The sequence below is a fragment of the Streptomyces davaonensis JCM 4913 genome, from assembly GCF_000349325.1.
GTDB lineage: Bacteria > Actinomycetota > Actinomycetes > Streptomycetales > Streptomycetaceae > Streptomyces > Streptomyces davaonensis.
Genome location: NC_020504.1, coordinates 2,492,383 through 2,518,460 on the forward strand (window position 1 = coordinate 2,492,383; position 26,078 = coordinate 2,518,460).

Here is a 26,078-nt window from a genome sequence, read left to right on the forward strand (position 1 = left end):
TAGACGCGCGCGCATGGGAATGAGGCGTTCGGCGATGGGCTGTTGGCGCCCGCGGCCGTTGACTGGACGCATGACGACGAACACGCAGAACACGCAGAACACGCAGAACACGACAGTGATGGTGACCGGCGCCTCGGGCCGTACCGGCAGCCGGGTGGCCCAGGCACTCAAGGCGGCCGGTCTCGACGTGAGAGAGGCGACGCGGTCCCGTGGCTTCGACTGGGAGGACCCGACGACCTGGGCGGAGACCCTGCGCGGCTGCGCTGCCGCCTATCTGATGTACCCGTCCGACGTGGGTTCCCCGGCCGCCGCCGAGGGCGTCGGGGCGCTGGCCCGGGAGGCGGTCGGGCTCGGCGTGCGGCGGCTGGTGCTGCTGTCGGCGCGGGGGGAGGACCAGGCGCTGCCGACCGAGGAGGCGCTGAAGTCGTCGGGCGCGGACTGGACGGTCGTACGGGCCGCGTGGTTCGCCCAGAACTTCAGCGAGGGCCCGCTCGCGGACGGGCTGCGCGAGGGCGGGGAGCTGGTCTTCCCGGCGGGCGAGGTCGAGGAGCCGTTCCTCGACGTACGGGACATCGGGGACGTGGTGGCGGCCGTGCTGACGTCCGGGGACCGGTACGTGGGCCGGAGTCTGGAACTCACCGGCCCGCGCCTGCTCTCCTTCCGCGGGGCGGTCGCGGAGGTGGCGGCGGCTTCGGAGGCCGAGCTGACCTACACGCCGGTTCCGGCGGCGGCGTACGGCGAGGCGCTGACCGGCTTCGGCATCCCGCAGGAGGAGGCGGATCTCCTGATCGAGGTCTTCGAGACCCTCCTCGACGGCCGCAACGCGCATCTGACGGACACCGTCCACGACGTGCTGGGCCGGGCTCCCCGCGACTTCGCGGACTTCGCCCGGGAGGCCGCGGCGGCGGGTGCCTGGAAGGCGTGACGGTCAGAGCCTGTGTCACATCCCCGGCCGGATCAGCGAGCGGCGGCGATGGGGGTGCCCCCACGCGAGTCGGCGAAGCCATTCGAGCGTGGGGGAGCGTGCGATCGCAAGGCACTGGAGCGCCCTCGTGGCGGAGCCACGTGGGCGGTTCGGCAACGCGGCGAGCGTGCGTGCCAGGCGTCGCGCGCCCGGCCGGGGATGTGACACAGGCTCTCAGGGGGCGTCCGGCTTGTGCGGGGGGTGGGTGCTCCTGACGTGGGTGCGCAGCCGGGAGGTCACGTCCTCGTGGGGCAGGAAGCGGGACCAGCGCTCGGGGAACTCCGAGGGCATGTCGGGGTCGTCCGGGTCCTCCTGGACGGCCTCGCGGTGGGCGGCGGCGCGGGCCACGTACTCCGCGACCTGGGCCTGGCGCAGCCGCTCGTTGGCGTCGCGGGCCGCGGCCGTCGCGGCGGCCGGCCAGACCCGGTCGATCGCGGCGTTGACGGCGGCCCCGACGAGCACCGCGAACGCGGACACGCCGATCCACAGCAGGACCGCGACCGCGGCGGCGAGCGAGCCGTAGATCGTGGCGCCCTCGACGGTGTTGGTGAGGTAGATCCGCAGCAGGAAGCTGCCGAGGACCCACATGCCGAGGGCGACCAGGGCGCCGGGTACGTCCTCGATCCAGGGGGAGCGGACGGGCACGGAGACGTGGTACAGCGTGGTGAGGAAGGCGACCGACAGCAGGATGACCACCGGCCAGTACAGCACTTGGACGAGGGTCTCCGACCACGGCAGGACGTTGAGAACCGCGTCCGGGCCCGCCACCATCAGCGGCAGCGCGATCGAGCCGATCACCAGGGCGACCAGGAACAGCACGAAGGCGACCAGCCGGGTCTTGACGATGCCGCGGACGCCGTCGAGGCCGTACATGACGGTGATGGTGTCTATGAAGACGTTCACCGCGCGGGAGCCCGACCACAGCGCGAACAGGAAGCCGATGGAGATGACGTCGGGGCGGCCGCCCTTCATCACGTCGTCGAGGATCGGCTGGGCGATCTGCCGCACGCCCTTGTCGGACAGGACCGTGCGGGAGGCCTCGATGAGGTTGGCCTCCAGGCTGGTGATGGTGTCAGTGCCGGTCCAGTCGTCGACGTAGCCGAGCAGTCCGATCATGCTCAGCAGCAGCGGGGGGACGGACAGCAGCGTGAAGAAGGCCGCCTCCGCGGCGAGACCGAGGATGCGGTACTCGATGCACGAGTTGACCGTGTCCTTGAGCAACAGCCAGGCGGTCCTGCGCTTGGAGACGTCCCGGTAGAGGGCACGTGCCCGGTGGAGTCGGCCGGACGGCCTCTGGGGGGATTCACTTGCTGGCTGCACGACCTAACGGTATCCGCCGTCAGAGCCTGCCCCGTCCCGCCCGGGGGACTCGCGTCGGTGAGATGACCGGCTCGATACGGAACGGTAGGTTCGCACCATGGACGGCACCACCCACACCGTGACGAACCAGCCCCCGCCCCTGGTCGGGTACGACGTCTACGGCACGGACCGGGCACTCACCGAGGCCGTCGAGCGGCATCTCGCGCCGGAACTGCTCGACGAGGCGAGCGAGGACCTGTCGGCGCTCGGCCGGTCGGCCGGTTCGGCGCAGCTCCAGCAGTGGGCGGCACAGGCCAACGAGAACCCGCCGCGGCTGCGCACCCACGACCGCTACGGCAACCGCGTCGACGAGGTCGACTTCCATCCGGCGTGGCACCGGTTGCTCGGCAAGGGCGTGGCGGCGGGGCTGACGTCGGCCTGGAACCGGCCGGGCGGGCATGTCCGGCGGGCGGCCGGGTTCCTGGTGTGGACGCAGGTCGAGGCGGGCAACGGCTGTCCGCTGTCGATGACGCACGCCGCGGTGCCCGCGCTGCGCACCGACCCGGACCTGGCGGCCGAGTGGGAGCCGAGGCTGACGTCGCCAGTCTACGAGCGCGAGCTGCGGCCGGCCCGGCTGAAGGCCGGGGCGCTGTTCGGGATGGCGATGACGGAGAAGCAGGGCGGCAGCGACGTGCGGGCGAGCACGACGGCCGCGCGCCCGCTGCCCGACGGCGAGTCCTACGAGCTGACCGGGCACAAGTGGTTCTGCTCGGCGCCGATGTCCGACGGGTTCCTGGTGCTCGCCCAGGCGCCGGGGGGCCTGACCTGTTTCCTGGTCCCGCGGGTCCTGGAGGACTGCACCCGCAACACCTTCCGTCTCCAGCGGCTCAAGGACAAGCTCGGCAACCGGTCCAACGCCTCCGCGGAGGTCGAGTTCGCCGGGACCTGGGCGCGCCGGGTCGGTGACGAGGGGCGCGGGGTGCGCACCATCATCGGGATGGTGGCGGCGACCCGGCTGGACTGTGTGCTCGGGTCCGCGGGGCTGATGCGGCAGGCCGTGGCGCAGGCGATCCACCACTGCGACCACCGGGTGGCGTTCGGCGGGAAGCTCGTCGACAAGCCGCTGATGCGCAATGTCCTGGCCGATCTGGCGCTGGAATCGGAGGCGGCGACCGCGCTGGGGCTGCGGCTCGCGGCGGCCTACGACGACGGGGGCGAGCAGGAGCGGGCGCTGCTGCGGATCGCGGTGCCGGCCGCCAAGTACTGGGTGACCAAGCGCTGTACGCCGGTGACGGTGGAGGCGGCCGAGTGTCTGGGCGGCAACGGCTATGTCGAGGAGTCCGGACTGCCCCGGCTGGTCCGGGAGTCTCCGCTCAACTCGGTGTGGGAGGGCGCGGGGAACGTGCAGGCGCTGGATGTGCTGCGGGCGCTGCGCCGGGAGCCGGAGTCGCTGAACGCCTACCTCCAGGAGATCGGGCAGGCGCGGGGTGCCGATCACCGGCTGGACGGCGCGATCAAGGGCCTGCTGACGGAACTCGCCGATCTGGAGGGCGTGGAGGGACGGGCCCGGCGGCTGGCGGAGCGGCTGGCGCTGGTGCTCCAGGGGTCGCTGCTCGTGCGGTTCGCGCCATCGGAGGTCGCCGACGCGTTCTGTGCGGCGCGGCTGGGCGGGGACGCGGGGACGGCCTTCGGGACGCTGCCGCCGACTCTGCCGCTCGGTGCCGTGGTCGACCGGGCCCGCGCTCTCGGACCCGTATGACCTGCGGGGATGTCATGGAGGGGGTGGTGCTGCGCCGACACGGCACCACCCCCTCGCAGGCCCGTTCGAGGCCACGAACGCCGCTCGGGACGGCGTTGCTCAAGTTTCAATCAGGCCATGCCGGACCACCAGGGTTGCAAGGGGTTGCAACTTATCGGCCGCTGTGGGCGGACTGCGTCCCTCCGCGGAGGATGAGAGTCACTATGAGACAACCGGTCAGGAATCGGCACCATCCCGGGGAGGACCAGTGGCGCTGTCACCGATGGACGTGACGCAGCTGGCGGCCGTCGACACGGCGCGCGCGGCGCGGGTGCTGAACGACGTACGCAACGCCACGCTCTCCGGACAGCGCGCGCCCGTCGCGCCGCGCCCGGTGATCGAGCAGTCCTGGGGCCGGATGCTGCGCAGCGGGGTCGACCCGGACCACGACTTCCGCTCCGGACTGCTCTCCCGCGAGGAGGTGCAGCGGCGCCGGGAGTCCTCCACGCTGCGGCATGTGCTGCCGGTGCTGCGCGAGGGGCTGCTGTCGGTCGCGGACGTCGCCCACCACATCATGGTCGTCGCCGACGAAGACGGGCGGGTGCTGTGGCGGGAGGGCAGCTCGCCGGTGCTGCGCAAGGCCGACGGGCTCGGCTTCGAGCTGGGCGCCGACTGGCGGGAGGACGTCGTCGGCACCAACGGCGTGGGCACCCCGGCCGTGGTGCGCCGCCCGGTGCAGGTCTTCGCCGCCGAGCACTTCGTGCGCACGCACGCCACCTGGACCTGTGCCGGTGCCCCGATCACGGATCCGCGGGACGGTCGGCTGATCGGCGTGGTGGACGTCAGCGGACCGCTGGAAACCATGCATCCGGCGACCCTGGCCTGGGTGGACACGGTCGCCAAGCTCGCCGAGGCCCGGCTGCGGGAGCTGCATCTGACCTCGCTGGAGCAACTGCGGGCGGTGGCGGCCCCGGTGCTGGCCCGGCTGGCGGGGCGGGCGCTGGTGGTGGACCGGGACGGCTGGTGCGCGGCGGTGACGGGGATGCCGTACGTCAGCCGGATCGCGTTGCCCAAGTCGCTGACGGGGGGCCGCCGGTGGCTGCCGCCGCTCGGGCTGTGCGCGGTGGAGCCGCTGGCGGGCGGCTGGCTGCTGCGGCCCGCGGACGAGCCGGTGCCGAGCGGGGGCACGCGGATCGTGCTGGATCTGTCGCAGCCGCGCCGCTGGTCGATGACGGTGACCGGCACCGCGGGCACCTGGAGCCATGAACTGAGTCCCCGGCACGCCGAGTTGCTGTATCTGCTGGCCCTGCACCGGGGCGGTCGCAGCGCGGCGGAGCTGGCCGAGGACATGTTCGGCGACGCGGGCCGCACGGTCACGGTCCGGGCCGAGATGTCCCGCGTACGGCGCTATCTGGGCGGGCTACTGGAACATCGGCCGTATCGTTTCTGCGAGGAGGCCGACGTCGAGGTCCTGCTCCCCGAGAACCCCCATGACCTGCTGCCGCACTCGACGGCGCCGGGGGTGGCGCAGGGCCGTACCGCCTGAAGTGCTCAAGGCGGCATCTTTCGCATATTTGCGGGGTCTTCGTCCGCCGCACCTCTCCCCTGCCGTAGCATCCCCTACGGGTCACCCCACCTGCTCCTGAATCAACGCACGGACCGTCAGGCGCAGTTGGCTCGCCCTCGGGAGGACGTCATGACCAGGCATCGCGGCAGACACCGTCGGCGCAAGCGGGGCCGTGCGCTGCGCGGAGTGCTGGCGGGGACCGCGCTGGCGCTCACCGCGGCCGCCACCATGATCAGCGCCTCCCAGGCCACGGTCGACGACGACCCCGGGGCGCTGAAGCCCCTCACCTCCCGCGCCGAGCTGAACACCCTCAGGCTGAGCGAGGACCTGGTGCCCGAGCGGTCCCTGGACCGGCTCGCCACTCGACTGGGCCGTCCCGTGGGGGTCGACGCGGTGCTCGCCGACGCCGACCGCACCCTGCGCGAACCAGCCGACTGCACGACCGCCGAGCGCGCGGCGCTGCCGGTGGCGCCCGAGGCCACCCGCTCCTACTGCTGGGACGCCGCCGACACCCGCGGCTGGCGCTCGGGACCGGTCACCACCTCCGGGGACGCCGACGACGACGGCCGCTGGGGCGAGCGGCGCGTACTGCTGTCCGCCTGGTCCGACGGCAGCGCCTCCCGGGTCGCGTTCGTCGACGCCACCGAACTGGACCGCCTCCGCTACACCTGGGTGCGGCTCACGGTCCCGACGGACGACGGCCGTGTCCACCGCCCGCTGCGCTCGGCGGTCTCCGGCATGGTCTGGTACCAGGACAAGCTCCTGGTCACCGCGCGGGACGACCTGTACGTCTACGACATGCACCGCGTCCAGCGCGCGACCGGGGCGGACGGCTCGCGGTTCGTCCTGCCCGCCGTCGGCGTGTACCGGTCGACCGGGGCGAGTCCCGTCGGCCTCTCCCTGGACCGCACCACCTCCCCGGACAGCCTAGTGGCGCGCGGCGGCGACCGGCTGTGGCGGTACGCCTTCAGCGCCGACCCGGACCGCACCGGGCTGCTCGCCACCGGAAGGGCGACCGAGGCGTTCCGCTCGGGGACGGACGGGCCCGGCGGGGTGCTGTCGTACCGCTCCCGCTGGTATGTGGCGCAGGCCGGTGAGGAGCACGGCACGCTGTGGCGGCAGGGCACGGGCGGGGCTCTGACCACGCAGTGCGGGGCCCATGACAGCCACCGCTGCTGGAGCGGGTCGACGCCCTCCCTGTCCTACTGGCAGGAGACCGGGGAGGTCTGGTCGCAGTCGGGGCGGACCCTGTTCGCACTGCCGCTGAGCTCGATCGACAGATCGCTGGAATAGATGGTTCCCTGGGCGGCATGCCCAACATTCCCGTGACCACCTGGTCCCTGGAGCAGACGGACCCCTCCGACCTGCTGTCGGCCGCCGCCCCCGAGGGTGATGTGCGGATCGTCCGCTCCGAGGTCCCCTCCCCCGAGTTCAGCCGCTTCCTGTACGCCTCGGTCGGCGGCGACATCCGCTGGATCGACCGGCTCGGCTGGAGCCACGCCCAGTGGCGGGAGCATCTGGACCGCGCCGGAGTGGAGACCTGGGTCGCCTACGACCGGGGCACACCCGCCGGATATGTGGAGCTGACCCCGCGGGACGACGGAGTGGTGGAGATCGAGTACTTCGGGCTGCTCCCCGCCTTCCGGGGCCGCCGGATCGGCGGCCACCTGCTCTCCTACGGCGCCGCCCGCGCCTGGGACCTCGCCGAGCGCTGGCCCGGACTGCCCGGGACCAAGCGGGTGTGGCTGCACACATGCAGCCTCGACGGCGAGCACGCCATGGACAATTACCAGCGCCGCGGCTTCAAGCTGTTCGACACCAAGGTCGAGGAGCAGCCGGAGGTGTCCGCACCGGACCCCTGGCCGGGGGCATACCCCGCCTGACCTGCACTGGGCGGCACCTGCCCGCCATGTGACCAAGGACACCCTTGTCTCGCTCTTCGGGACAAGGGTGTCCGCATAGTGGACGAAGCTGGACTGTGTCCAGAACGCCGTGACACGCTTCCGTCATGTCTGGAACTGGAATTGCCTTGGTGAGTCGGCGGCACGTCGACCTCGGCCGCATGTCCAGCGCCATCTGTCCGGCGCGCTGAGAGCACGTTCAGCACCGCCCGAGACATCCCCCTTTATCTGCATTTCCTGCGCAAGGACGCGCACGTCTGCCGTGCGCCCACGCGCAGGTCAGAGCCGCTTTCCCGCCTGTCCCGAAGGACGTATCAACCATGGCCGCCACCCCTGAGAACCCCGCCGCCGCGACCCCCCGCCGCAAGGCGAGCCGTCACCGCGGCGAGGGCCAGTGGGCCGCGGGGCACTTCACCCCGCTGAACGGCAACGAGCAGTTCAAGAAGGACGACGACGGTCTCAATGTGCGGACACGCATTGAGACGATCTACTCCAAGCGCGGCTTCGACTCGATCGACCCCAACGACCTGCGCGGCCGGATGCGCTGGTGGGGCCTGTACACCCAGCGCCGCCAGGGCATCGACGGCGGCAAGACCGCCGTGCTGGAGCCGGAGGAGCTGGACGACGAGTACTTCATGCTGCGCGTCCGCATCGACGGCGGCCGGCTGACCACGCAGCAGCTCCGCGTCATCGGTGAGATCTCGCAGGAGTTCGCGCGCGGCACCGCCGACATCACCGACCGGCAGAACGTCCAGTACCACTGGATCCGGATCGAGGACGTGCCGGAGATCTGGAACCGCCTGGAGGCGGTCGGCCTGTCCACCACCGAGGCCTGCGGTGACACGCCGCGAGTGATCCTCGGCTCGCCGGTCGCCGGGATCGCGGCCGACGAGATCATCGACGGAACCCCCGCCATCGACGAGATCCAGCGCCGGATCATCGGCAACCAGGCGTTCTCGAACCTGCCCCGCAAGTTCAAGTCCGCGATCTCCGGCTCGCCGCTGCTGGACGTGGCGCACGAGATCAACGACATCGCGTTCGTCGGTGTGAACCACCCTGAGCACGGCCCCGGCTTCGACCTGTGGGTCGGCGGCGGTCTGTCCACCAACCCGAAGATCGGCCAGCGCCTCGGCGCCTGGGTCCCCCTGGACGAGGTCCCGGACGTCTACGAGGGCGTCATCTCGATCTTCCGTGACTACGGCTACCGGCGGCTGCGCACCCGCGCCCGCCTGAAGTTCCTGCTCGCCGACTGGGGCGTGGAAAAGTTCCGCCAGGTCCTTGAGGACGAGTACCTGAAGCGCAAGCTGACCGACGGCCCGGCCCCGGCCCAGCCCGTCGAGCGCTGGCGCGACCACGTCGGCGTGCACCCGCAGAAGGACGGCCGCTTCTACGTCGGTTTCGCCCCGCGCGTGGGCCGCGTCGACGGCACCACCCTGACGAAGATCGCCGAGCTGGCCGAGGCACACGGCTCGGGCCGGGTCCGCACCACCGCCGAGCAGAAGATGCTCGTGCTGGATGTCGAGCAGGGCCAGGTCGACTCGCTCGTCGAGGGCCTGGAAGCACTGGACCTCACCGTCCACCCCTCGCCGTTCCGGCGCGGCACCATGGCCTGCACGGGCATCGAGTACTGCAAGCTCGCCATCGTCGAGACCAAGGCGCGCGGCTCCTTGCTGATCGACGAACTGGAGCGCCGGATCCCGGAGTTCGACGAGCCGCTCACCATCAACATCAACGGCTGCCCGAACGCCTGCGCCCGTATCCAGGTCGCGGACATCGGTCTCAAGGGCCAGCTGGTCCTCGACGACGACGGTCAGCAGGTCGAGGGCTACCAGGTGCACCTGGGCGGCGCGCTCGGCCTGGAGGCCGGGTTCGGCCGCAAGGTGCGTGGTCTGAAGGTGACGGCCGAGGAACTGCCCGACTACGTCGAGCGGGTCCTGAAGCGGTTCCAGGCCGAACGCGAGGACGGCGAGCGGTTCGCCGCCTGGGCCGCGCGCGCCTCCGAGGAGGCCCTCTCATGAGCGAGCGGGCCGCCCCCTTCTACTGCCCCTACTGCGGTGACGAGGACTTGCGTCCGAGCGAGCAGGGCCACGGCGCGTGGGAATGCGCGGCGTGCAACCGGGCCTTCCAGCTGAAGTTCCTCGGGCTGCTGGCCCGGGGCCTTCAGCAGAACGAAGCAGGGGGAGACGAGATATGACGACCACTCAGGAAGACCGCGCCACCGAGGACTTGAAGGCGCTCGCCGAGCAGGCGGGCCGTGATCTGGAGGACGCCTCCGCGCTGGAGATCCTCCAGTGGGCGGCGGACACCTTCGGCCGGCAGTTCTGCGTCACCTCTTCGATGGAGGACGCGGTGGTCGCCCATCTCGCCTCCCGCGCGTTGCCTGGTGTTGACGTGGTGTTTCTGGACACCGGCTATCACTTTCCCGAAACCATTGGTACACGTGATGCGGTCGAGGCGGTGATGGACGTCAACGTCATCACGCTCACCCCGCGTCAGTCGGTCGCCGAGCAGGACGCGGAGTACGGCCCCAAGCTGCACGACCGCGACCCGGACCTGTGCTGCAAGCTGCGCAAGGTCCAGCCGTTGGAGGAGGGCCTCAAGGGCTACCGGGCGTGGGCGACGGGCCTGCGCCGCGACGAGTCCCCGACCCGGGCGAACACCCCGGTCGTCGGCTGGGACGAGAAGCGGCAGAAGGTCAAGATCTCGCCGATCGCCAAGTGGACCCAGGAGGACGTGGACGCCTACGTCACCGAGCACGGCGTCCTCACCAACCCGCTGCTGATGGACGGCTACACCTCCGTCGGCTGCGCCCCCTGCACCCGGCGTGTCCTGGAGGGCGAGGACGCGCGCGCCGGCCGCTGGGCGGGCCGCGCCAAGACCGAGTGCGGACTGCACCTGTGACCACGACCCCGTTTCCGGAGACCGCGCCGGAGAACAAGGAGAACCACGTGACGACCGGAGCCACCGTCTGGCTCACGGGTCTGCCGTCCGCCGGCAAGACCACCATCGCGTACGAGCTGGCCGGCCGGCTGCGCGAGGAGGGCCACCGTGTCGAGGTGCTCGACGGCGACGAGATCCGCGAGTTCATCTCCGCGGGCCTCGGCTTCACCCGCGAGGACCGGCACACCAACGTCCAGCGCATCGGCTTCCTCGCCGATCTGCTCGCCCGTAACGGCGTCAAGGCGCTGGTGCCGGTGATCGCGCCGTACACCGACAGCCGCGAGGCGGTGCGCAAGCGCCACCAGGAGAGCGGGGCGGCGTACCTGGAGATCCACGTGGCCACTCCGGTCGAGGTGTGCTCCGTACGCGATGTGAAGGGCCTGTACGCCAAGCAGGCGGCGGGCGAGCTGTCCGGGCTCACCGGGGTCGACGACCCGTACGAGGAGCCCGAGTCGCCCGATCTGCGGATCGAGTCGCAGAACCAGTCCGTGCAGGAGTCCGCGGCGGCCGTGTACGCCCTGCTCAGCGAAAGGGGCCTGGCATGACGACGACCGTCTCCTCGGTCGAGGAGGGCACGCGCACCCCGTACGCCCTCTCCCACCTGGACTCGCTGGAGTCCGAGGCGGTGCACATCTTCCGCGAGGTGGCGGGCGAGTTCGAGCGGCCGGTGATCCTCTTCTCCGGCGGCAAGGACTCCATCGTCATGCTGCACCTGGCGCTGAAGGCGTTCGCGCCCGCGCCGGTGCCGTTCTCGCTGCTGCATGTGGACACCGGGCACAACTTCCCCGAGGTGCTGGAGTACCGCGACCGCGCGGTGGCCAAGCACGGGCTGCGGCTCCATGTCGCCTCCGTGCAGGACTACATCGACCGCGGCGTCCTCAAGGAGCGTGCCGACGGCACCCGTAACCCGCTCCAGACGCTGCCGCTCACGGAGAAGATCCAGAGCGAGAAGTTCGACGCGGTGTTCGGCGGCGGTCGCCGTGACGAGGAGAAGGCGCGCGCCAAGGAGCGGGTGTTCTCGCTGCGCGACGAGTTCTCGCAGTGGGACCCGCGCCGTCAGCGCCCCGAGCTGTGGAACCTCTACAACGGCCGGCACGCTCCCGGTGAGCATGTGCGGGTCTTCCCGCTCAGCAACTGGACCGAGCTGGACGTCTGGCAGTACATCGCCCGCGAGGGCATCGAGCTGCCGGAGATCTACTTCGCGCACGAGCGTGAGGTGTTCGCCCGCAGCGGGATGTGGCTGACGGCCGGTGAGTGGGGCGGCCCGAAGGACGGCGAGACCGTCGAGAAGCGGCTCATCCGCTACCGCACGGTCGGCGACATGTCCTGCACCGGTGCCGTCGACTCGGACGCGACCACGCTGGACGCGGTCATCGCCGAGATCGCCGCGTCCCGGCTCACCGAGCGGGGCGCGACCCGCGCCGACGACAAGCTGTCCGAGGCCGCGATGGAAGACCGTAAGCGCGAGGGGTACTTCTAAGCATGAGCACCACCACGGAACTCTCCGAGACGACCCTGCTGCGGTTCGCCACGGCCGGTTCGGTCGACGACGGCAAGTCCACGCTCGTCGGCCGGCTGCTGCACGACTCCAAGTCGGTGCTGGCCGACCAGCTGGAGGCCGTCGAGCACGCCTCCCGCAACCGCGGCCAGGACGCCCCCGACCTGGCGCTGCTCACCGACGGCCTGCGCGCCGAGCGCGAGCAGGGCATCACCATCGATGTCGCCTACCGCTACTTCGCCACCCCGCGCAGGCGGTTCATCCTCGCCGACACCCCGGGCCACGTGCAGTACACCCGGAACATGGTCACCGGCGCCTCCACCGCCGAGCTGACGGTGATCCTCATCGACGCCCGCAACGGCGTCGTCGAGCAGACCCGCCGACATGCCGCGCTGGCCGCGCTGCTGCGCGTCCCGCACGTGGTCCTCGCCGTCAACAAGATGGACCTCGTGGACTACCAGGAGTCCGTGTTCGCCGCCATCGCCGAGGAGTTCACGGCGTACGCGACCGAGCTGGGCGTCCCGGAGATCACCGCGATCCCGATCTCGGCGCTCGCCGGTGACAACGTGGTGGAGCCGTCCGCGAACATGGACTGGTACGGCGGCCCGACGGTGCTGGAGCACCTGGAGACCGTGCCCGTCACCCACGACCTGAGCCACTGCCACGCGCGCCTTCCGGTGCAGTACGTGATCCGGCCGCAGACCGCCGAGCACCCCGACTACCGCGGCTACGCGGGCCAGATCGCGGCGGGCTCCTTCCGGGTCGGCGAGCAGGTCACCGTGCTGCCGTCGGGCCGCGCCACGAAGATCTCCGGCATCGACGTGCTCGGCGAGCCGGTCGACGTCGCCTGGACCACCCAGTCGGTGACCCTCCTGCTGGAGGACGACATCGACATCTCGCGCGGCGACCTGATCGTGCCCAGCAAGGACGCGCCGCCGACCACCCAGGACATCGAGGCGACCGTCTGCCATGTCGCCGACGCCGCGCTCACCGTCGGCCACCGGGTGCTGCTCAAGCACGGCACCCGCACGGTCAAGGCGATCGTGAAGGACATCCCGTCCCGGCTCACGCTGGACGACCTGTCCCTGCACCCGCACCCGGGACAGCTCGTCGCCAACGACATCGGCCGGGTGAAGATCCGTACCGCCGAGCCGCTGCCGGTCGACTCCTACGCCGACTCGCGGCGCACGGGTTCGTTCATCCTGATCGACCCCAGCGACGGCACCACGCTGACCGCCGGCATGGTCGGCGAGTCCTTCGCCTCCCCGGAGCCCGTCAAGGACGAGGCCGAGGACGACGGCTGGGACTTCTGATCATGTACCCGAACGCACCGGGCGGGGTGCCGCGTTGACCCCGTACCCGAACATCCGCCGTACCCTCGCGGTACTGGCCGTGCTGCCGCTGCTCGCGCTCGCGGCCGCCTGCGGCTACGGCTCCCAGGCCGTGGAGAACACCGAGCAGGCCATCCCGGGGGCGGCGAAGGTCGACGGCCTGGACTCGGTGCGGATCGGCTACTTCGGGAACCTCACCCACGCGACCGCCCTGGTGGGGCGGCACGAGGGCATCTTCCAGAAGCAGTTGGGCGGTACGACGGCCGAGTACGCGGCGTTCAACGCCGGTCCGTCGGAGATCGAGGCGCTGAACTCGGGGTCCATCGACATCGGGTGGATCGGGCCGTCGCCCGCGATCAACGGCTACACCAAGGCGGACGGTTCGAACCTGCGGATCATCTCCGGGTCCGCTTCCGGCGGCGTCAAGCTGGTGGTGAACCCGGAGAAGGTCCCGTCCCTGAAGGACGTCAAGGGCAAGCGGATCGCCACTCCGCAGCTCGGCAACACGCAGGACGTGGCGTTCCTCAACTGGATCGCCGAGCAGGGCTGGAAGGTCGACGCGCAGAGCGGCAAGGGTGACGTCTCCGTCGTCCGCTCGGACAACAAGGTGACGCCCGACCTCTACCGGTCCGGCTCGATCGACGGCGCCTGGGTGCCGGAGCCGACCGCCTCGAAGCTGGTCGCCGAGGGCGGGAAGGTGCTGCTGGACGAGGCCGATCTGTGGCCCGGCAAGGAGTTCGTGATCACGAACGTGATCGTGTCGCAGAGCTTCCTCAAGGAGCACCCCAAGGCCGTGGAGGCGGTGCTGAAGGCCTCCGTCGAGGCCAACCGGTGGATCAACGCCAACCCGGAGAAGGCGAAGGCCGCGGCCAACGCGCAGCTGGCGGTGGACACCGGCAAGGCGCTGCCCGCCGATGTCGTCGACCGGGCCTGGCCGTCCATCGGGTTCACCGACGATCCGCTGGCCGCCACGCTCGACGCGCAGGCGGAGCACGCCGTCAAGGCAGGTCTGCTGGAGCGGTCGGACCTGACCGGCATCTACGACCTGACACCGCTGAACAGGGTCCTCAGAGCCGAGGGCGAACCCGAGGCCGACGACGCCGGTCTCGGCGTCAAGTAGCGGATCCGACGATTTCCCAGGAGGTGACGACCATGGCAACCGCCCTCGCCAAGGCTGTCGACACGGACGCGTCCGTGGAGCACGCCGCGCGCATCGCCCACGTCTCGAAGTCCTTCGGCGGCCCCGCCGGGCAGCAGCTCGTCCTGGACGACATCACCCTCGATGTCGCGCCCGGCGAGTTCGTCACTCTCCTCGGCGCCTCCGGCTGCGGCAAGTCGACCCTCCTCAACCTGGTCGCGGGACTGGACAAGCCGTCCGCGGGCGAGATCACCACCGACGGCCGCCCGGCGCTCATGTTCCAGGAGCACGCCCTGTTCCCGTGGCTGACCGCGGGCAAGAACATCGAGCTCGCGCTGAAACTGCGAGGTGTTCCGAAGGCCGAACGGCACGGCCGGGCCGAGGAGCTGCTGGAGCTGGTCCGCCTGGGCGGGGCGTACGGCAAGCGGGTCCACGAGCTGTCCGGCGGTATGCGCCAGCGCGTCGCCCTGGCGCGGGCGCTGGCCCAGGACAGCAAGCTGCTCCTGATGGACGAGCCGTTCGCGGCGCTCGACGCCATCACCCGGGACGTGCTGCACGACGAGCTGACCCGGATCTGGCGCGAGACAGGCCTGTCGGTCCTCTTCGTCACCCACAACGTCCGCGAGGCCGTCCGCCTCGCCCAGCGCGTGGTGCTCCTGTCCTCCCGCCCCGGCCGCATCGCCCGGGAATGGACCGTCTCCATCCCGCACCCGCGCCGCATCGAGGACAGCGAGGTCGCCGAACTGTCCGTCGAGATCACCGAAGAACTGCGTGGGGAGATCCGCCGCCATGGCCAGCACTGACACCACCGCCAAGGACGGCAACGACCTCGCCGGACTCGAAGCGGGTCTGGACGCCCTCGACACCGTCCAGACCACCCGCACCCCCCTGCGCGAGACCTTGGTCCGCAAGGTGCTGCCGCCGGTCACGGCGGTCGCACTGGTCCTGGTGGTGTGGCAGCTGCTGGTCTGGGCCGAGATAGCCCCCGCCTACAAGCTCCCCGCGCCGTCCGCCGTATGGGACGAGGTCCGGACGGCCTGGCTCCAGGGCACCCTGCTCGACTACATCTGGACGAGCGTCTCGCGCGGCCTGCTCGGTTTCCTCTTCGCCCTGGCCATCGGCACCCCGCTCGGCCTGCTGGTCGCCCGCGTGAAGTTCGTCCGCGCGGCCATCGGCCCGATCCTCTCCGGCCTCCAGTCCCTGCCCTCGGTCGCCTGGGTGCCGCCGGCCGTGCTGTGGCTGGGTCTGAACAACTCGATGATGTACGCCGTCATCCTGCTCGGCGCGGTCCCCTCCATCGCCAACGGCCTGGTAGCGGGCATCGACCAGATCCCCCCGCTGTTCCTGCGCGCCGGACGCACCCTCGGCGCGACCGGTCTGAAGGGCGCCTGGCACATCGTGATGCCGGGCGCGCTGCCCGGCTATCTGGCGGGACTGAAGCAGGGCTGGGCGTTCTCCTGGCGTTCGCTCATGGCCGCCGAGATCATCGCCTCCTCCCCCGATCTCGGCGTCGGGCTCGGCCAGTTGCTGGAGAACGGCCGCAACAACGCCAGCATGTCCCAGGTCTTCCTGGCCATCTTCCTGATCCTGCTCGTCGGCATCGCCATCGACCTGCTGATCTTCAGCCCGCTGGAGCGCCGGGTGCTGCGCAGCCGCGGTCTGCTGGCGAGGAGCTGAAGTCCCATGCGCCGCACTCCGGTTCTTCTCGTCATCGCCCACGGCAGCCGCGACCCGCGGCACGCCGCGACCGTGGACGCCCTGGTACGGCGCGTGCGCTCGCTGCGCCCCGGGCTGCGCGTGGAGACCGGCTACCTGGACTTCAACATCCCCTCCGTGCAGGGCGTACTGGAGTCCCTGGCGGCCGAGGGCGTGCGGGACGTGGTCGCGCTGCCCCTGCTGCTGACCCGTGCCTTCCACGCGAAGGCGGACATCCCCGTCGTACTGCGGGACGCGCCGCAGCAACTGCGCATCCGGCAGGCGGAGGTGCTCGGGCCGTCCCCGCTGCTGCTGACGGCGCTGGAGCGGCGGCTGTACGAGGCGGGGCTGACCCCCGCCGACAAGTCCTCGACCGGGGTCGTGCTGGCCTCGGCGGGGTCCACCGACCCGGAGGCGAGCGCGGTGATCGCAGCAATCGCGCGGGAGTGGCGGCACACCGGTTGGTGCGCCGTGCGACCCGCGTTCGCCTCCGCATCCCTGCCCCGCACCGAGGACGCGGTCCGCGAACTCCGCGCCCTCGGCTGCGCCCGCGTGGCCGTCGCCCCGTACGTCCTGGCCCCCGGCTTCCTCCCGGACCGCATCGCCCGCGGCGCCGCCGACGCGGACGTCCTGGCCGATGTCCTGGGCCCGGCGCCGGAGGTGGCGCGACTGTTGCTGGAGCGCTACGACGAGGCCCGCGTGCCGGTGTTGGCGGCCGTGGGCGCCTGATCTCATCCCTGCCCGGTCGGATTCGGCAAAAGGCGCCTCCCTTGCCCTGGCTGTCTGCTGGGATGGTCCCTCGTAGACAAGCGGGGGAGAGCAGTTCGCGTGGCGGGTCGTGAGTTCGGGCATCACTTGGGCCTGCCTCAGGCTCTGTCCGGGCTGCCGCTGAGCCCCTTGGTCGTCGGCTACGGCGAACTCGCCGCGGCCCAGCACGGGGCAGGGTTACGGCACATCGGCGAAGCACTGGCTCCCGCGGGCGACTTACGTGTCCTGGACGGCTTGTACGTCCCCGCCGGCGGCCCACGCGCCCGACGCCGGGTCGACGCGGCCTTGCTGGACGACCTCTCCGGCTCCGCCACCCCCACCGCCCGGGTGGCGGAGCTGCTGGCAGGGCTGTACCGGCGTGATCCGCAGGGACCGCGCCGGGTCGTGCTGTATCAGCTGATCTGCCTGCTCCAGGAGTCCTGTTCGGTCGAGGACCTGGGCGTGCATCCCGACGAAAGGGCCGGTCTGGTGGCGGCGGCCAGACTGCGGCCCACGCTGGACCGGCGACAGCGGGACGCGGCCGAGTCGGTGGCCGACGCCTGGGAGCGGCGGCGGCTGCACCGCGTGCGCGGACTGGTCGAACGGTTACCGCAGGGCGACCCGGGACTGGAGCGGTTGCGCACCTCGCTGACCGCCCGGCTGGCGAATGTCGAGGCGGCCCTCGCGGCGGCGCGCTGCGCCGAGAAGGACGGCGCGCCGGACTCCGCGAGCGAACGGTATCTGCGCGCGCTGGACCTGGCGGCCGACGACCGACGGGCGCTGCGGGGCCTCGTACGGGTGCACCGGCCCGGATCCCGATCCCCGTTGCGCACCGAACTCGCCCTGGATCACATCGAGTTGGACTGGGACCGCGCCGACTGCGACTGGCGGCTGCTGTGTCTGTACCGCACGGAGCGGGGCGAGCCCCGGGTGCGCGAGGTGCCCGCCGCCCGGGACCCGGCCGTACCCCTCGGCACCGCGGTCCGTTACGCCGCGTTCCCTCTGGCGGACGGGCGGGTGGCCGGGCCCCCGCTGGTCTCGCGCCGGGTGCTGTTCGCGCCCGAGGTGGCCGGGCTGTCGCTGACCGACGGACGGGAGCGGATCGCCGGGACCTGGCGACGACCGCCGGGTGCCACGGAGGTGACCGTAGAGCTGGCCGCGGGGGCGCGGCCGGCCGTCCGCGCCGACGGTTTCACCGCGACCGGACTGCCGGTCGGCCGCCATGCCCTCCGGGTCGTGTGCCACTACCGCGCGCCGGACGGACGCCTCGTCCCCTCCCCCGGCGTCCGCGCCACCCGTACGGTCCACCGCTGGCCCGAGCCCGTCCGCACCCTCACCGCCACGCCCGACGGCGACACCGTACGGTTCGACTGGACCGGAGGTGCGGGCGCCGAGGTCCGGCTGGTGGCGTGGCCGGGCCAACCACCGGCGCCCGGCGCGGAGTTGCGGACGTCCGAGCTGCCGCCCGCCGTCACCTCACCGGCTGCCGGGCACACCCGGGTCGCGGCCGTCTCCGTACTGGGCGAACGGGCGCTGGCCGGGCCCGTGGTCGATGTCGAGGTGCTCCAGCCGGTGACCGGGCTCACCGCCCGGCGGCTGCCGGACGGGACGGTCTCGATTCTCCTGGACTGGCCCGAAGCCACGAACCAGCTCGTGGTCCGATGGGACGGGCCCGACGGCGAAGGCGAGCGGACCGTCACCGCGCACGCCTACCGGCACGGCGGGCTGCGGCTGCCCCTGGGGCCGCGGGAGGTGCGGCTGCGCGCCACGGCCGTGCCGCAGGCGCCGGAGGGGGTGGTGGTGACCGCGGCCGGTGCCGAGTACGTGCTGCCGCCGGACGCCTCCATCGGCTATCAACTCGTGCGCGACCGGCGGCGGTTCCTCGGCAAGGGCCGTACCCTGCTGAGGGTCACCCTGTCCTCCCTCGGTGGTGCGGGTGGCCCGGAGGTCCCCGAGTTCGTGTGTGTCGCCCGCAGCGGGACGCTCCGGCCGCGCAGCGCCGCCGACGGCACGACCGTTCTGCGTATCCCCGGTACCGAACTGACCCGGCACGGCACGGTCGAGCAGGAACTGCCGGCCGCGCCGCTTCCGACCCCGTACACCTTGCGCGGCTTCCTGCTGGGCGAGCACGCGGCCGCCGTACGACTGGAAGAACCTTCCCCCGCGACCCTGGTGGTGCGCCGACCATGACGACCGTGATCTGCCCCTACTGCTTCGCCCGCTCCTCCGCGGCCAAGCTGCCCTACCGCTGTCTGATGACGCCGACCGGCGTGCGCGGCGGCGGGCCCTGCGGGCCCGAACGCGACGACGTCTGGGCCGGGTTCATGGGTCCGGGGGTGCCGCCGGGCGCCCGGATGCGCGGGCCGGTGTTCGCGCCGCCCCGCAAGGCCACTTGGCGGGTCGGCACGGGCAGCAGTGTGCCGTGCCCGGGGTGCGGGGTGGGCACCACGACCCGGGTGTGCGGGTCCTGCCACAACGACCTGCCGAGCGACTACTGCGACCACGACAGCCGGATCATCGCCCTGGTCGGGGCGAAGGCGTCGGGCAAGAGCACGTATGTCTCGGTGCTGGTCAACGAGTTGAACCACCGGGTGGGGCAGGCCTACCACGCCACGCTGGCCGCGATGGGGCAGAGCACACAGATGCGGGACCGGGAGATGGCCGAGGACCTGTACGAGCGGCTACGGCTGCCGGACGCCACCAGACCGGCGGCCCTCGGTTTCAACGACCCGCTGCTGTACCGCCTCAGCCTGCCCCGGCGCGGCCGTCTCGGTTCCGGGACCCGGCACACCGCGCTCGTCTTCTTCGACGCGGCGGGCGAGGATCTCGCGGACGCCGAGGCGATGGACCGCTACACCCGCTACCTCAGTGCCGCTGACGGCATCGTCCTGCTCGTTGACCCGCTCCAACTCGGTTCCGTCCGGCACCGGTTGCCGGTCCACGACGGTCCGCCGCTGCCCGTGGTGGAGACCCCGCCGCAGCAGATCGTCGCCGACCTCGCCCGCCGGCTGCACGCCCACGGCAAGGGCGGCTCCCGGGGCCGGGTGGCCACACCGATCGCGGTGGCGGTGACCAAGACCGACATGCTCAGACCGCTCCTCGACCCGCACTCCCCCGTGCTGCGCAACGCCCCGCACCCGGACGGCGCGCTCGACGACGACGACCGGCTCGGCGTGCACGAGGAGATCCGCTCCCTGCTCACCGACTGGGAGTCGGGCAGGCTGGTCCGGCAACTGGAGCTGGATTTCGCCGAGTTCGCCCTGTTCGGGCTGTCGGCGCTGGGCGCTCCACCGCCCGCCGAGGCACCGGCGGACGTGCCCAAGTCCGGTCCGCAGCCGATCCGGGTGGAGGATCCGCTGTTGTGGCTGCTGGCCCGGCGGGGACTGCTGCCGGTGCACCGTTCGACGGGGAAGGAGCGGGTCAAGTGACCCTGGCCCAGCTGCACTACACGTCCGCGCCGCCGGGCCCGGACGGTTCCGGCTTCCGGTTCACCGCGGTCAGCGCGGGCGTGCCGCAGGGGCTGCTGCGGGAGGCGGAGCAGTTCATCGGCTACGAGCCGCCGCGCGACTGTCCGGCCCGCCCGGACGCGGAGCAGCTGAAGAGCTTCCCGAAGGCCTTCTCCTTCTCCGAACTGTCCGACGGCGGACGCCTGTTGAGCCGCTCCGTCTACACCGGAGCCGACTACACGGGGCGCTGGGGCAACTTCCACGCCCACGCACTGCATCTGCCCCCGGGTGCGCGGCTGCCGGACGGAGCGCTGCCCATCACGGCCTGGGAGTCGCCCCGTTGGGCCGACACCACTCCTGCGGACGGGCGGCCCGGGTCCGTCGACCGGTTCGAGCCGTCCGGACTGCTGCGCCGGGAGGGGCTGGTCGCCTTCGCGGCGTCCCGGGCCGCCTGGCTGGCGCCGTTCTTCGCCGATCTGCGGGCGGTGGCGCAGGATCCGGGCGCCGGTCAGATCGTGCTCGTGGAGCACGACAGCGCGGACGTCGCCCAGTGGATCGCGCTCGCCTGCACGGTCCTGCCGCGGGAGCAGGCGCACCGGCTGACGTTCACGACGTACACCCGTCGTCCGCAGCAGGCTCGTCAGCAGATCGTGGGGGCGGTGCCGTCGTCGGAGCGGATCGTCCAGGATCACCGGTACCGGGTGCACGACTGCACCGGGCGGCCGCCGTCGGAGCCGGTGGCCGACACCTGGGCGGAGGTGTGTGCCCGGATCTGGACCGCAGGGCGGCCCGATCTGTTCCGCGACTCGGGGGACGGCCTGGGGCCGCTCGCGGTGGCGGCGCTGGCGGCCGGCGTCGGCCTGCGGTCCGACGCCCGGGCGGCCGCGGCTCGATGGGCCGCCGGGCAGGTACTGCCCGAGGCCACGCTGAGCGCGCTGGTCGCGGGGCTGTGCCAGGTCGGGGCGGACGACGACGAACCGGCCGCGCTCGCCACCCTGTTGGAGCGGCTGGACGGACAGGTACCCACCGCCGTCTCGGCCCCGCTCGCCGCCCAGGTGCTGGCGAGTGCCGTACTCGGCGGCGGCCCGGTGCCCGCGCTGCGCCCCGGGTCGCTGACCCCGCAGGCCCATGCCGAGCTGGCCCGTCGGCTCGCGCCCGCGCTGCGCTCCGGCATCGCGGACGCCGGGCAGCCCTCCGACGGACGTCCGCTCGCCCTGCTGCGGATCGCGGATCTGCTCGATGTCGACTGCCAGGATCTGCTTCCCGAGCTGGCGGGGCGGCTCGCGCGCGCTCTGGTGGACGTGGCCCCGGACGAACGGTCGGCCGTGACCGAGGAGCATCCCGTGGGGCATCCCGCCCGGCGGGCGCCGGAAACCGTCGAGGCGCCCCCGCCCCGGTTCGAGACCGCGGCGCTGCTCGACGCCGTGCGCGAACACCCCGCTCTGCGGATCGCGCTGTTCGGCTCGCTGGACGCGCTGGCGGCCGCCGATCCACCCGGTGCGGCGCGGGCACTGGCCGGATCGGGGCTGCCGGTGGGGCTTCAGACCGGATTCCCCCATCTGCGGATGTGCGTGGCGGCGGAGCCCGGGGGCGACCGGCTCGCCCGGTTCCACGGGATGCTGCGCACGGCCGGGGTGTCCCCGCACGCCGACACCGCCGTACTGCGCACCGCGCTGCATCTGGTGTGGGCGGGGGTCCTGCCGACCGGGCAGGAGGCGAGCCTGCTCCTGAACGAGCTCGGGTCGGATCTGCATCAGGCCGCCGGTACCCGGGACGTGCTGATCGAGGCCGCCCTCGCCGCGCCGCCCGACGATCCCGACGTCCCGGACCTCGCCGTCGATCTGCTGCGCAGCTTCAGCACGGAACTGCGGCCCGCCGAGCGCCCGGCACTGCTCCTGCTGGAGTTCGCGGGACTGCTGGGCACCTCCGGCGAGGGCGAGAACTGGGTCGCCCATGTGCTGACGTTGCGCGACGGCACGACCGAGCCGGTGCCGGACACGGTGATGCAGCGCGTCTGCGACGCCCTCGCGGAGCGGCTGCTGGACACCTCGACGCCGGAGAGCGAGCTGTACGCCCTGGCCAGGTCCGGCGAGCCACGACTGCTGGCCGCGTACGAACGCGCCGCGCGCTCCTCCCGGGTGGGCGACCGGCTGCGGGTCGTCCCGTCCTACGTCGCCGCCTGTTACTGCGCGTGGAGCGCCTACTCCGGCACCCATCCCGCCTGGGACGAGACGAGTTCCGCGCTGCTCACCAAGGTGCTGCGGCCGATCGTGAAGGCGCTGCCCGCCGAGGACGTGGCCGCGGTGGAGGCGGCGCTCGGGCGGGCCGGGCGGGGCAAGCTCGACGCGTTCCGGGGCTGGAACCGGCCCGGCGCGCTCGGGCGGCTCGCGGGGCGGCTGTCCGGGCGCGGCAAGCGCGTGGAGCCGGGCACCGCCTGGCCCGGGGACCTGGAGCCACCGTACCGGGGAGGCCGCTGATGACCGCCATGACGGTGGTGTGGGGCTACTTGGCGTGGTGCGGTGTGATCGCCGTCGGCGTCGGCATGGGCCGGGTGATGTGGGAGTTCCTCGGGATCGGGGTGCGCGGGATCTGGCAGGGCCTCGGGCCCTGGCGTTCGGGCCGCCCCGACCAGCGGATCCCGGCCGTCGGCGGCGACGAACCCGCCCCGCTCGCCTACTGGTGGCGGCAGATGTGGGTCGACGGGCTGAGCGCCGCGAGCTACGGCTTCGTGATCGTGTGGACCGAGCTGGCCGACCCGTGGCTGGAGCGGATCAGCAAGAACCTGTTCCGCGGCCGGCTGCCCTCGGGGGCGCGCGCCGCCTCCCCGGCGGGCGCGGTGCTGCTGGTCGTGTTCGTGGCCCCTGGCACGGCGGCGGGCGCGCTCGTGGGCACCGCCCTCGCCACCCTGCTGCTCGGTCTGTTCCTCGTGGTGTTCGCCCTGCTGCTGGCCCTGATCTGGCTGGGCTGCGCGGCGGCCGTGCCGGTGCTGCGGGGCGCCGAGCGGGCGTGGGCGCTGGCCCGGGGCGTGCGCGTCAAGTGCCCCTACCCGCTCTGCTATCGGCCCGTACCGCTGGCCGTGCACCGCTGCCCCGGCTGCGACGCCGAACACGCCTCGCTCCAGCCCGGTCGCTACGGCCTGCTGTGGCACCGGTGCACCTGCGGGCGCCGGCTGCCGACGACCCGGTTCGCCGAACGCGGGGCACTGACGACCCAGTGCCCGCACTGCGCCAAGCGGTTGCCGCAGGTCACCGGCTCCACCCGGGTGGTGCACACGCCGCTGATCGGCGGCACCTCCTCCGGCAAGACGATGCTGATGGCGGCGATGGTGGAGGGTCTGCACGCGTTCGCGCGGCGCGGCGAGCTCACCGTCGAGTACGCCTCGGCCGACGACCGGACCGCCGCGAACGACCTCGACCAGGAGCTCCAGCGGACCGGTTGGGCCCGCGCCACCACCGGCGGCCAGCCGCGCCCCCTGATGCTGACGGTCACCCGGGGGCGCCGCCGACGGCTGCTGTATCTCTACGACCCGATGGGCGAGTCGGTCAGCGAGGCCGACCGGGTGCGCGCCCAGCCCTACCTCCAGCACTCCGACGGAGTCGTCCTCGTCGCGGACGTCCTGGCCGACCCCAAGGTGCGCGGCAGGCTCGGCGCGGATGACCTCGCGCGGGCCAAGGCGGCCCGCCCCTCGTCGCAGGGGCCGTGGGACACCTACCAGCGGCTGGCGGGCGAACTCCAGGCGCTGACCGGGCGACGGAAGCGGCTGTCCGTGGCCACGGTCGTCACCAAGCGGGACGTCCTGGACCAGCTGACCTCCCTGGCCGTGCCGGGCGCGGAGGTCGACGACTGGCTGACCAGGATCGGGCTCGATCCACTGGTCCGGATTCTCCGGAGCGACTTCCGGGCGGCTCGCTACTGGGCGGTCAGCGCCCGTGCCGCCACCGGCGCCGGGGCTCTGGAGAGCGAGCAGCGCCGGGCGGCCGAGCCGGTGCTGTGGCTGCTCGCCGCCTCGGGACTGCGCACCGGAGCGCTGGTCGGGCCGGGCGGCACCGCTGGACCCAAGGAGCGCAGGATCCGGCTGCGCGGCATCCGTGACCGCGAGAGGACCCCGGCATGACCCAGGTGACACCGTCCATCGGGCGCTGGCGGCGGGCCGTGGCAAGCGTGTTCGTCGCCTCCATCGTGCTGACAGTGCTCGGCCTGGTGGGGCTGGCGCAGTGGCTGCTGGCCCGACTGTGACGACTCAAGGAGAGGAAACGGCGTGAGCGACATTCCCGGCGGGGCCATGGCCAACCGGCCGGTCCACTTCATCTGGCTGCTCGACTGCTCGTACTCGATGCAGGGCGAGAAGATCGGCCAGCTCAACTACGCGATCAGAGAAGCGATCCCGGAGATGCGGGCGGTGGCGCACGACAACCCGGCCGCCCAACTCCTGCTGCGCACCGTCAAGTTCTCCACGACGGCGCAGTGGCACCATCAGACCCCGGTCCCGGTCGACGACTTCACCTGGCAGGACGTCCAGGTGGACGGCACGACCAACCTCGGCGAGGCGCTCACCCTGGTCTCCCGGGAGCTCCAGAGCCCGCCGATGCCGCAGCGAGCCTTGAAGCCGGTGCTGGCGCTGGTGTCGGACGGGGTGCCCACGGACGACTGGAAGGCCGGTCTGAAGGCGATCGACGCGACGCCGTGGGGCCGTAAGGCGGTCCGGGTCGCCATCGCGATCGGCGCCGACGCCGACCGCGCGGTCCTCCAGGAGTTCCTCGGCAATCCCGAGCTCCAGCCGCTGGACGCCAACAGCCCCAAGCAGCTCGCGGCGGCGATCCGCTGGGCCTCCACGGCGGCCGTGAAGGCGGCCTCGCAGCCGGTGGCGGGCGCGGCCGACCCGCTGGCGAAGCAGCCGTACGCGCCGCCGGTGCTGGACGACGATGACGATGACGACGTGTGGTGACGCTCGGGGTGCGGCGCTGGGACACGATGGGCGACAGCGTGCAGGGCGTCGGCAAGCGGTGCAACCAGGACTGGTGGGCCTGTGAGGGCACCGGCGCCGGGGACGAGCCGCTGGTGCTGGCGGTGGCCGACGGGCACGGCTCGGCGGTGCACGCCCGCAGCGAGCTGGGGGCGCGGTTCGCCGTGGACCGGTTCGTGGGACTGGCGGCGGCCTTCGGACGGGCGGCCCGGGACTGCCATGAACCGGGGCGGCTCGCCCGGCTGATGGCCTACGCCCGCGACGACTTCCCGCGTGCCCTGGTGCACGAGTGGCGGTCGGCGGCGCTCGGTCACTGGGACCGGCACCGCTCGGTCGCCGACGGCGACGCGCCCGAGCCGGAGGCGGGCGAGAAGCTGCTGCTGTACGGCACCACCCTGATCGGCGCCGTGCTGACGCCGTGGCTGTTCGTGGCGTGGCAGATCGGTGACGGCGATCTCGCGGTGGTCGAGCACGACGGTGAGCTGCTGCGGCCGCTGGCCCCGGCCGAGGAGGACCTGGGCGACGAGACGGAGTCGCTGTGCGGCGCCCAGGCCTGGCGTGCGGTGCGCACGCACTGGGCACCCCTGTTCGACGAGGCGCGCGGGCCGCGTCTCGTCGTGCTGTCGACGGACGGTCTGTCGAAGAGTTTCGCCTCGGCGGACGGGTACCGGGAGTTCGTCGTGGGTCTGGACGACCGGCTGACGGACGAGGGCGCGGACGGGGTGCGGGCCGTGCTGCCCGAGTGGCTGCGGCATGCCTCGCGGTATTCCGGGGACGACACGACGCTGGTGGCCGCGCTGCGGCCGGAACACCTGGCACTGGAAACGGAACAGAAGACGGAGAGTTGAGCG

At 72.4% G+C, this 26,078-nt stretch carries 24 protein-coding genes; 23 read left to right on the forward strand and 1 reads right to left on the reverse strand.

Annotated features, from left to right (window positions below; translation table 11 throughout):
- Nucleotides 1–70 precede the first annotated feature (70 nt).
- Nucleotides 71–925 (forward strand): SDR family oxidoreductase, encoded by an 855-nt coding sequence (locus tag BN159_RS10780; protein WP_041819076.1) that lies wholly within the window; start codon nucleotides 71–73, stop codon nucleotides 923–925.
- 213 nt (nucleotides 926–1,138) lie between these two features.
- Here BN159_RS10780 and BN159_RS10785 read toward each other — a convergent pair whose 3' ends face one another.
- Nucleotides 1,139–2,284, reverse strand: a complete 1,146-nt coding sequence (locus BN159_RS10785) for a YihY/virulence factor BrkB family protein (RefSeq protein ID WP_015656991.1) — start codon at nucleotides 2,282–2,284, stop codon at nucleotides 1,139–1,141.
- Nucleotides 2,285–2,381: 97 nt separating this feature from the next.
- Between BN159_RS10785 and BN159_RS10790 the strand changes: the two genes are divergently transcribed.
- The 22 genes from BN159_RS10790 to BN159_RS10885 all read left to right on the forward strand — a co-directional run bounded on the left by BN159_RS10790 (nucleotide 2,382) and on the right by BN159_RS10885 (nucleotide 26,075).
- Nucleotides 2,382–4,022, forward strand: a complete 1,641-nt coding sequence (locus tag BN159_RS10790; protein WP_015656992.1) for an acyl-CoA dehydrogenase family protein — start codon at nucleotides 2,382–2,384, stop codon at nucleotides 4,020–4,022.
- A 247-nt stretch (nucleotides 4,023–4,269) separates the two neighbouring features.
- Nucleotides 4,270–5,547, forward strand: a complete 1,278-nt coding sequence (locus BN159_RS10795; protein ID WP_015656993.1) for a helix-turn-helix domain-containing protein — start codon at nucleotides 4,270–4,272, stop codon at nucleotides 5,545–5,547.
- Between the two features lie 150 nt (nucleotides 5,548–5,697).
- Complete coding sequence (locus BN159_RS10800) at nucleotides 5,698–6,861, forward strand: hypothetical protein (RefSeq protein ID WP_015656994.1); 1,164 nt, start codon at nucleotides 5,698–5,700, stop codon at nucleotides 6,859–6,861.
- Between the two features lie 17 nt (nucleotides 6,862–6,878).
- Nucleotides 6,879–7,451, forward strand: coding sequence for a GNAT family N-acetyltransferase (locus BN159_RS10805; protein ID WP_015656995.1), 573 nt, complete (start codon nucleotides 6,879–6,881; stop codon nucleotides 7,449–7,451).
- Nucleotides 7,452–7,576: 125 nt separating this feature from the next.
- Nucleotides 7,577–7,660, forward strand: a complete 84-nt coding sequence (locus BN159_RS47540) for a putative leader peptide (protein ID WP_310591794.1) — start codon at nucleotides 7,577–7,579, stop codon at nucleotides 7,658–7,660.
- A 129-nt stretch (nucleotides 7,661–7,789) separates the two neighbouring features.
- Entirely contained in the window at nucleotides 7,790–9,487 is a 1,698-nt protein-coding gene (locus BN159_RS10810; protein WP_015656996.1) for a nitrite/sulfite reductase, read from the forward strand.
- Nucleotides 9,484–9,663, forward strand: coding sequence for a hypothetical protein (locus tag BN159_RS10815; protein ID WP_015656997.1), 180 nt, complete (start codon nucleotides 9,484–9,486; stop codon nucleotides 9,661–9,663). Before BN159_RS10810 ends, BN159_RS10815 begins: the two co-directional genes overlap by 4 nt.
- On the forward strand, nucleotides 9,660–10,370 hold the full coding sequence (locus BN159_RS10820) for a phosphoadenylyl-sulfate reductase (protein WP_015656998.1): 711 nt from the start codon (nucleotides 9,660–9,662) through the stop codon (nucleotides 10,368–10,370). Before BN159_RS10815 ends, BN159_RS10820 begins: the two co-directional genes overlap by 4 nt.
- A complete protein-coding gene (gene cysC, locus BN159_RS10825) occupies nucleotides 10,367–10,954 on the forward strand; it encodes an adenylyl-sulfate kinase (protein WP_015656999.1) in 588 nt (195 codons plus the stop codon). Before BN159_RS10820 ends, cysC begins: the two co-directional genes overlap by 4 nt.
- The gene (cysD, locus tag BN159_RS10830; RefSeq protein ID WP_015657000.1) at nucleotides 10,951–11,889 is read left to right on the forward strand and encodes a sulfate adenylyltransferase subunit CysD; all 939 of its coding nucleotides are present in this window, start codon (nucleotides 10,951–10,953) and stop codon (nucleotides 11,887–11,889) included. Before cysC ends, cysD begins: the two co-directional genes overlap by 4 nt.
- Before the next feature lie 2 nt (nucleotides 11,890–11,891).
- Nucleotides 11,892–13,220, forward strand: a complete 1,329-nt coding sequence (locus BN159_RS10835; protein WP_015657001.1) for a sulfate adenylyltransferase subunit 1 — start codon at nucleotides 11,892–11,894, stop codon at nucleotides 13,218–13,220.
- Nucleotides 13,221–13,254: 34 nt separating this feature from the next.
- On the forward strand, nucleotides 13,255–14,358 hold the full coding sequence (locus BN159_RS10840; protein ID WP_015657002.1) for an aliphatic sulfonate ABC transporter substrate-binding protein: 1,104 nt from the start codon (nucleotides 13,255–13,257) through the stop codon (nucleotides 14,356–14,358).
- Nucleotides 14,359–14,390: 32 nt separating this feature from the next.
- Complete coding sequence (locus tag BN159_RS10845) at nucleotides 14,391–15,179, forward strand: ABC transporter ATP-binding protein (RefSeq protein WP_015657003.1); 789 nt, start codon at nucleotides 14,391–14,393, stop codon at nucleotides 15,177–15,179.
- Nucleotides 15,166–16,053, forward strand: coding sequence for an ABC transporter permease (locus BN159_RS10850; RefSeq protein ID WP_015657004.1), 888 nt, complete (start codon nucleotides 15,166–15,168; stop codon nucleotides 16,051–16,053). Before BN159_RS10845 ends, BN159_RS10850 begins: the two co-directional genes overlap by 14 nt.
- Nucleotides 16,054–16,059: 6 nt before the next feature.
- Complete coding sequence (locus BN159_RS10855; protein ID WP_015657005.1) at nucleotides 16,060–16,800, forward strand: sirohydrochlorin chelatase; 741 nt, start codon at nucleotides 16,060–16,062, stop codon at nucleotides 16,798–16,800.
- A gap of 99 nt (nucleotides 16,801–16,899) precedes the next feature.
- A complete protein-coding gene (locus BN159_RS10860) occupies nucleotides 16,900–19,008 on the forward strand; it encodes a hypothetical protein (RefSeq protein WP_015657006.1) in 2,109 nt (702 codons plus the stop codon).
- A complete protein-coding gene (locus BN159_RS10865; RefSeq protein ID WP_015657007.1) occupies nucleotides 19,005–20,246 on the forward strand; it encodes a TRAFAC clade GTPase domain-containing protein in 1,242 nt (413 codons plus the stop codon). Before BN159_RS10860 ends, BN159_RS10865 begins: the two co-directional genes overlap by 4 nt.
- Nucleotides 20,243–22,741 (forward strand): GTPase-associated protein 1-related protein, encoded by a 2,499-nt coding sequence (locus tag BN159_RS10870; protein ID WP_015657008.1) that lies wholly within the window; start codon nucleotides 20,243–20,245, stop codon nucleotides 22,739–22,741. The genes BN159_RS10865 and BN159_RS10870 overlap by 4 nt, the downstream gene beginning before the upstream one ends.
- Nucleotides 22,741–24,378 carry a TRAFAC clade GTPase domain-containing protein gene (locus BN159_RS10875; protein ID WP_015657009.1) on the forward strand — a complete coding sequence of 546 codons (1,638 nt, stop codon included), beginning with the start codon at nucleotides 22,741–22,743 and terminating at the stop codon, nucleotides 24,376–24,378. The genes BN159_RS10870 and BN159_RS10875 overlap by 1 nt, the downstream gene beginning before the upstream one ends.
- Nucleotides 24,375–24,500 (forward strand): hypothetical protein, encoded by a 126-nt coding sequence (locus BN159_RS47440; RefSeq protein ID WP_015657010.1) that lies wholly within the window; start codon nucleotides 24,375–24,377, stop codon nucleotides 24,498–24,500. The genes BN159_RS10875 and BN159_RS47440 overlap by 4 nt, the downstream gene beginning before the upstream one ends.
- Nucleotides 24,501–24,546: 46 nt before the next feature.
- Nucleotides 24,547–25,209 (forward strand): vWA domain-containing protein, encoded by a 663-nt coding sequence (locus BN159_RS10880; RefSeq protein ID WP_041819080.1) that lies wholly within the window; start codon nucleotides 24,547–24,549, stop codon nucleotides 25,207–25,209.
- Complete coding sequence (locus BN159_RS10885; RefSeq protein ID WP_041819082.1) at nucleotides 25,203–26,075, forward strand: protein phosphatase 2C domain-containing protein; 873 nt, start codon at nucleotides 25,203–25,205, stop codon at nucleotides 26,073–26,075. Before BN159_RS10880 ends, BN159_RS10885 begins: the two co-directional genes overlap by 7 nt.
- Nucleotides 26,076–26,078: the final 3 nt, after the last annotated feature.

Coding starts and splice junctions, on each gene's coding strand:
- BN159_RS10780 (WP_041819076.1), top strand. CDS start 71: ATGACGACGAACACGCAGAACACGCAGAACACGCAGAACACGACAGTG.
- BN159_RS10810 (WP_015656996.1), top strand. CDS start 7,790: ATGGCCGCCACCCCTGAGAACCCCGCCGCCGCGACCCCCCGCCGCAAG.
- BN159_RS10815 (WP_015656997.1), top strand. CDS start 9,484: ATGAGCGAGCGGGCCGCCCCCTTCTACTGCCCCTACTGCGGTGACGAG.
- cysD (WP_015657000.1), top strand. CDS start 10,951: ATGACGACGACCGTCTCCTCGGTCGAGGAGGGCACGCGCACCCCGTAC.
- BN159_RS47540 (WP_310591794.1), top strand. CDS start 7,577: ATGTCTGGAACTGGAATTGCCTTGGTGAGTCGGCGGCACGTCGACCTC.
- BN159_RS10845 (WP_015657003.1), top strand. CDS start 14,391: ATGGCAACCGCCCTCGCCAAGGCTGTCGACACGGACGCGTCCGTGGAG.
- BN159_RS47440 (WP_015657010.1), top strand. CDS start 24,375: ATGACCCAGGTGACACCGTCCATCGGGCGCTGGCGGCGGGCCGTGGCA.
- BN159_RS10790 (WP_015656992.1), top strand. CDS start 2,382: ATGGACGGCACCACCCACACCGTGACGAACCAGCCCCCGCCCCTGGTC.
- BN159_RS10865 (WP_015657007.1), top strand. CDS start 19,005: ATGACGACCGTGATCTGCCCCTACTGCTTCGCCCGCTCCTCCGCGGCC.
- BN159_RS10855 (WP_015657005.1), top strand. CDS start 16,060: ATGCGCCGCACTCCGGTTCTTCTCGTCATCGCCCACGGCAGCCGCGAC.
- BN159_RS10800 (WP_015656994.1), top strand. CDS start 5,698: ATGACCAGGCATCGCGGCAGACACCGTCGGCGCAAGCGGGGCCGTGCG.
- BN159_RS10820 (WP_015656998.1), top strand. CDS start 9,660: ATGACGACCACTCAGGAAGACCGCGCCACCGAGGACTTGAAGGCGCTC.
- BN159_RS10835 (WP_015657001.1), top strand. CDS start 11,892: ATGAGCACCACCACGGAACTCTCCGAGACGACCCTGCTGCGGTTCGCC.
- BN159_RS10850 (WP_015657004.1), top strand. CDS start 15,166: ATGGCCAGCACTGACACCACCGCCAAGGACGGCAACGACCTCGCCGGA.
- BN159_RS10875 (WP_015657009.1), top strand. CDS start 22,741: ATGACCGCCATGACGGTGGTGTGGGGCTACTTGGCGTGGTGCGGTGTG.
- BN159_RS10805 (WP_015656995.1), top strand. CDS start 6,879: ATGCCCAACATTCCCGTGACCACCTGGTCCCTGGAGCAGACGGACCCC.
- BN159_RS10880 (WP_041819080.1), top strand. CDS start 24,547: ATGGCCAACCGGCCGGTCCACTTCATCTGGCTGCTCGACTGCTCGTAC.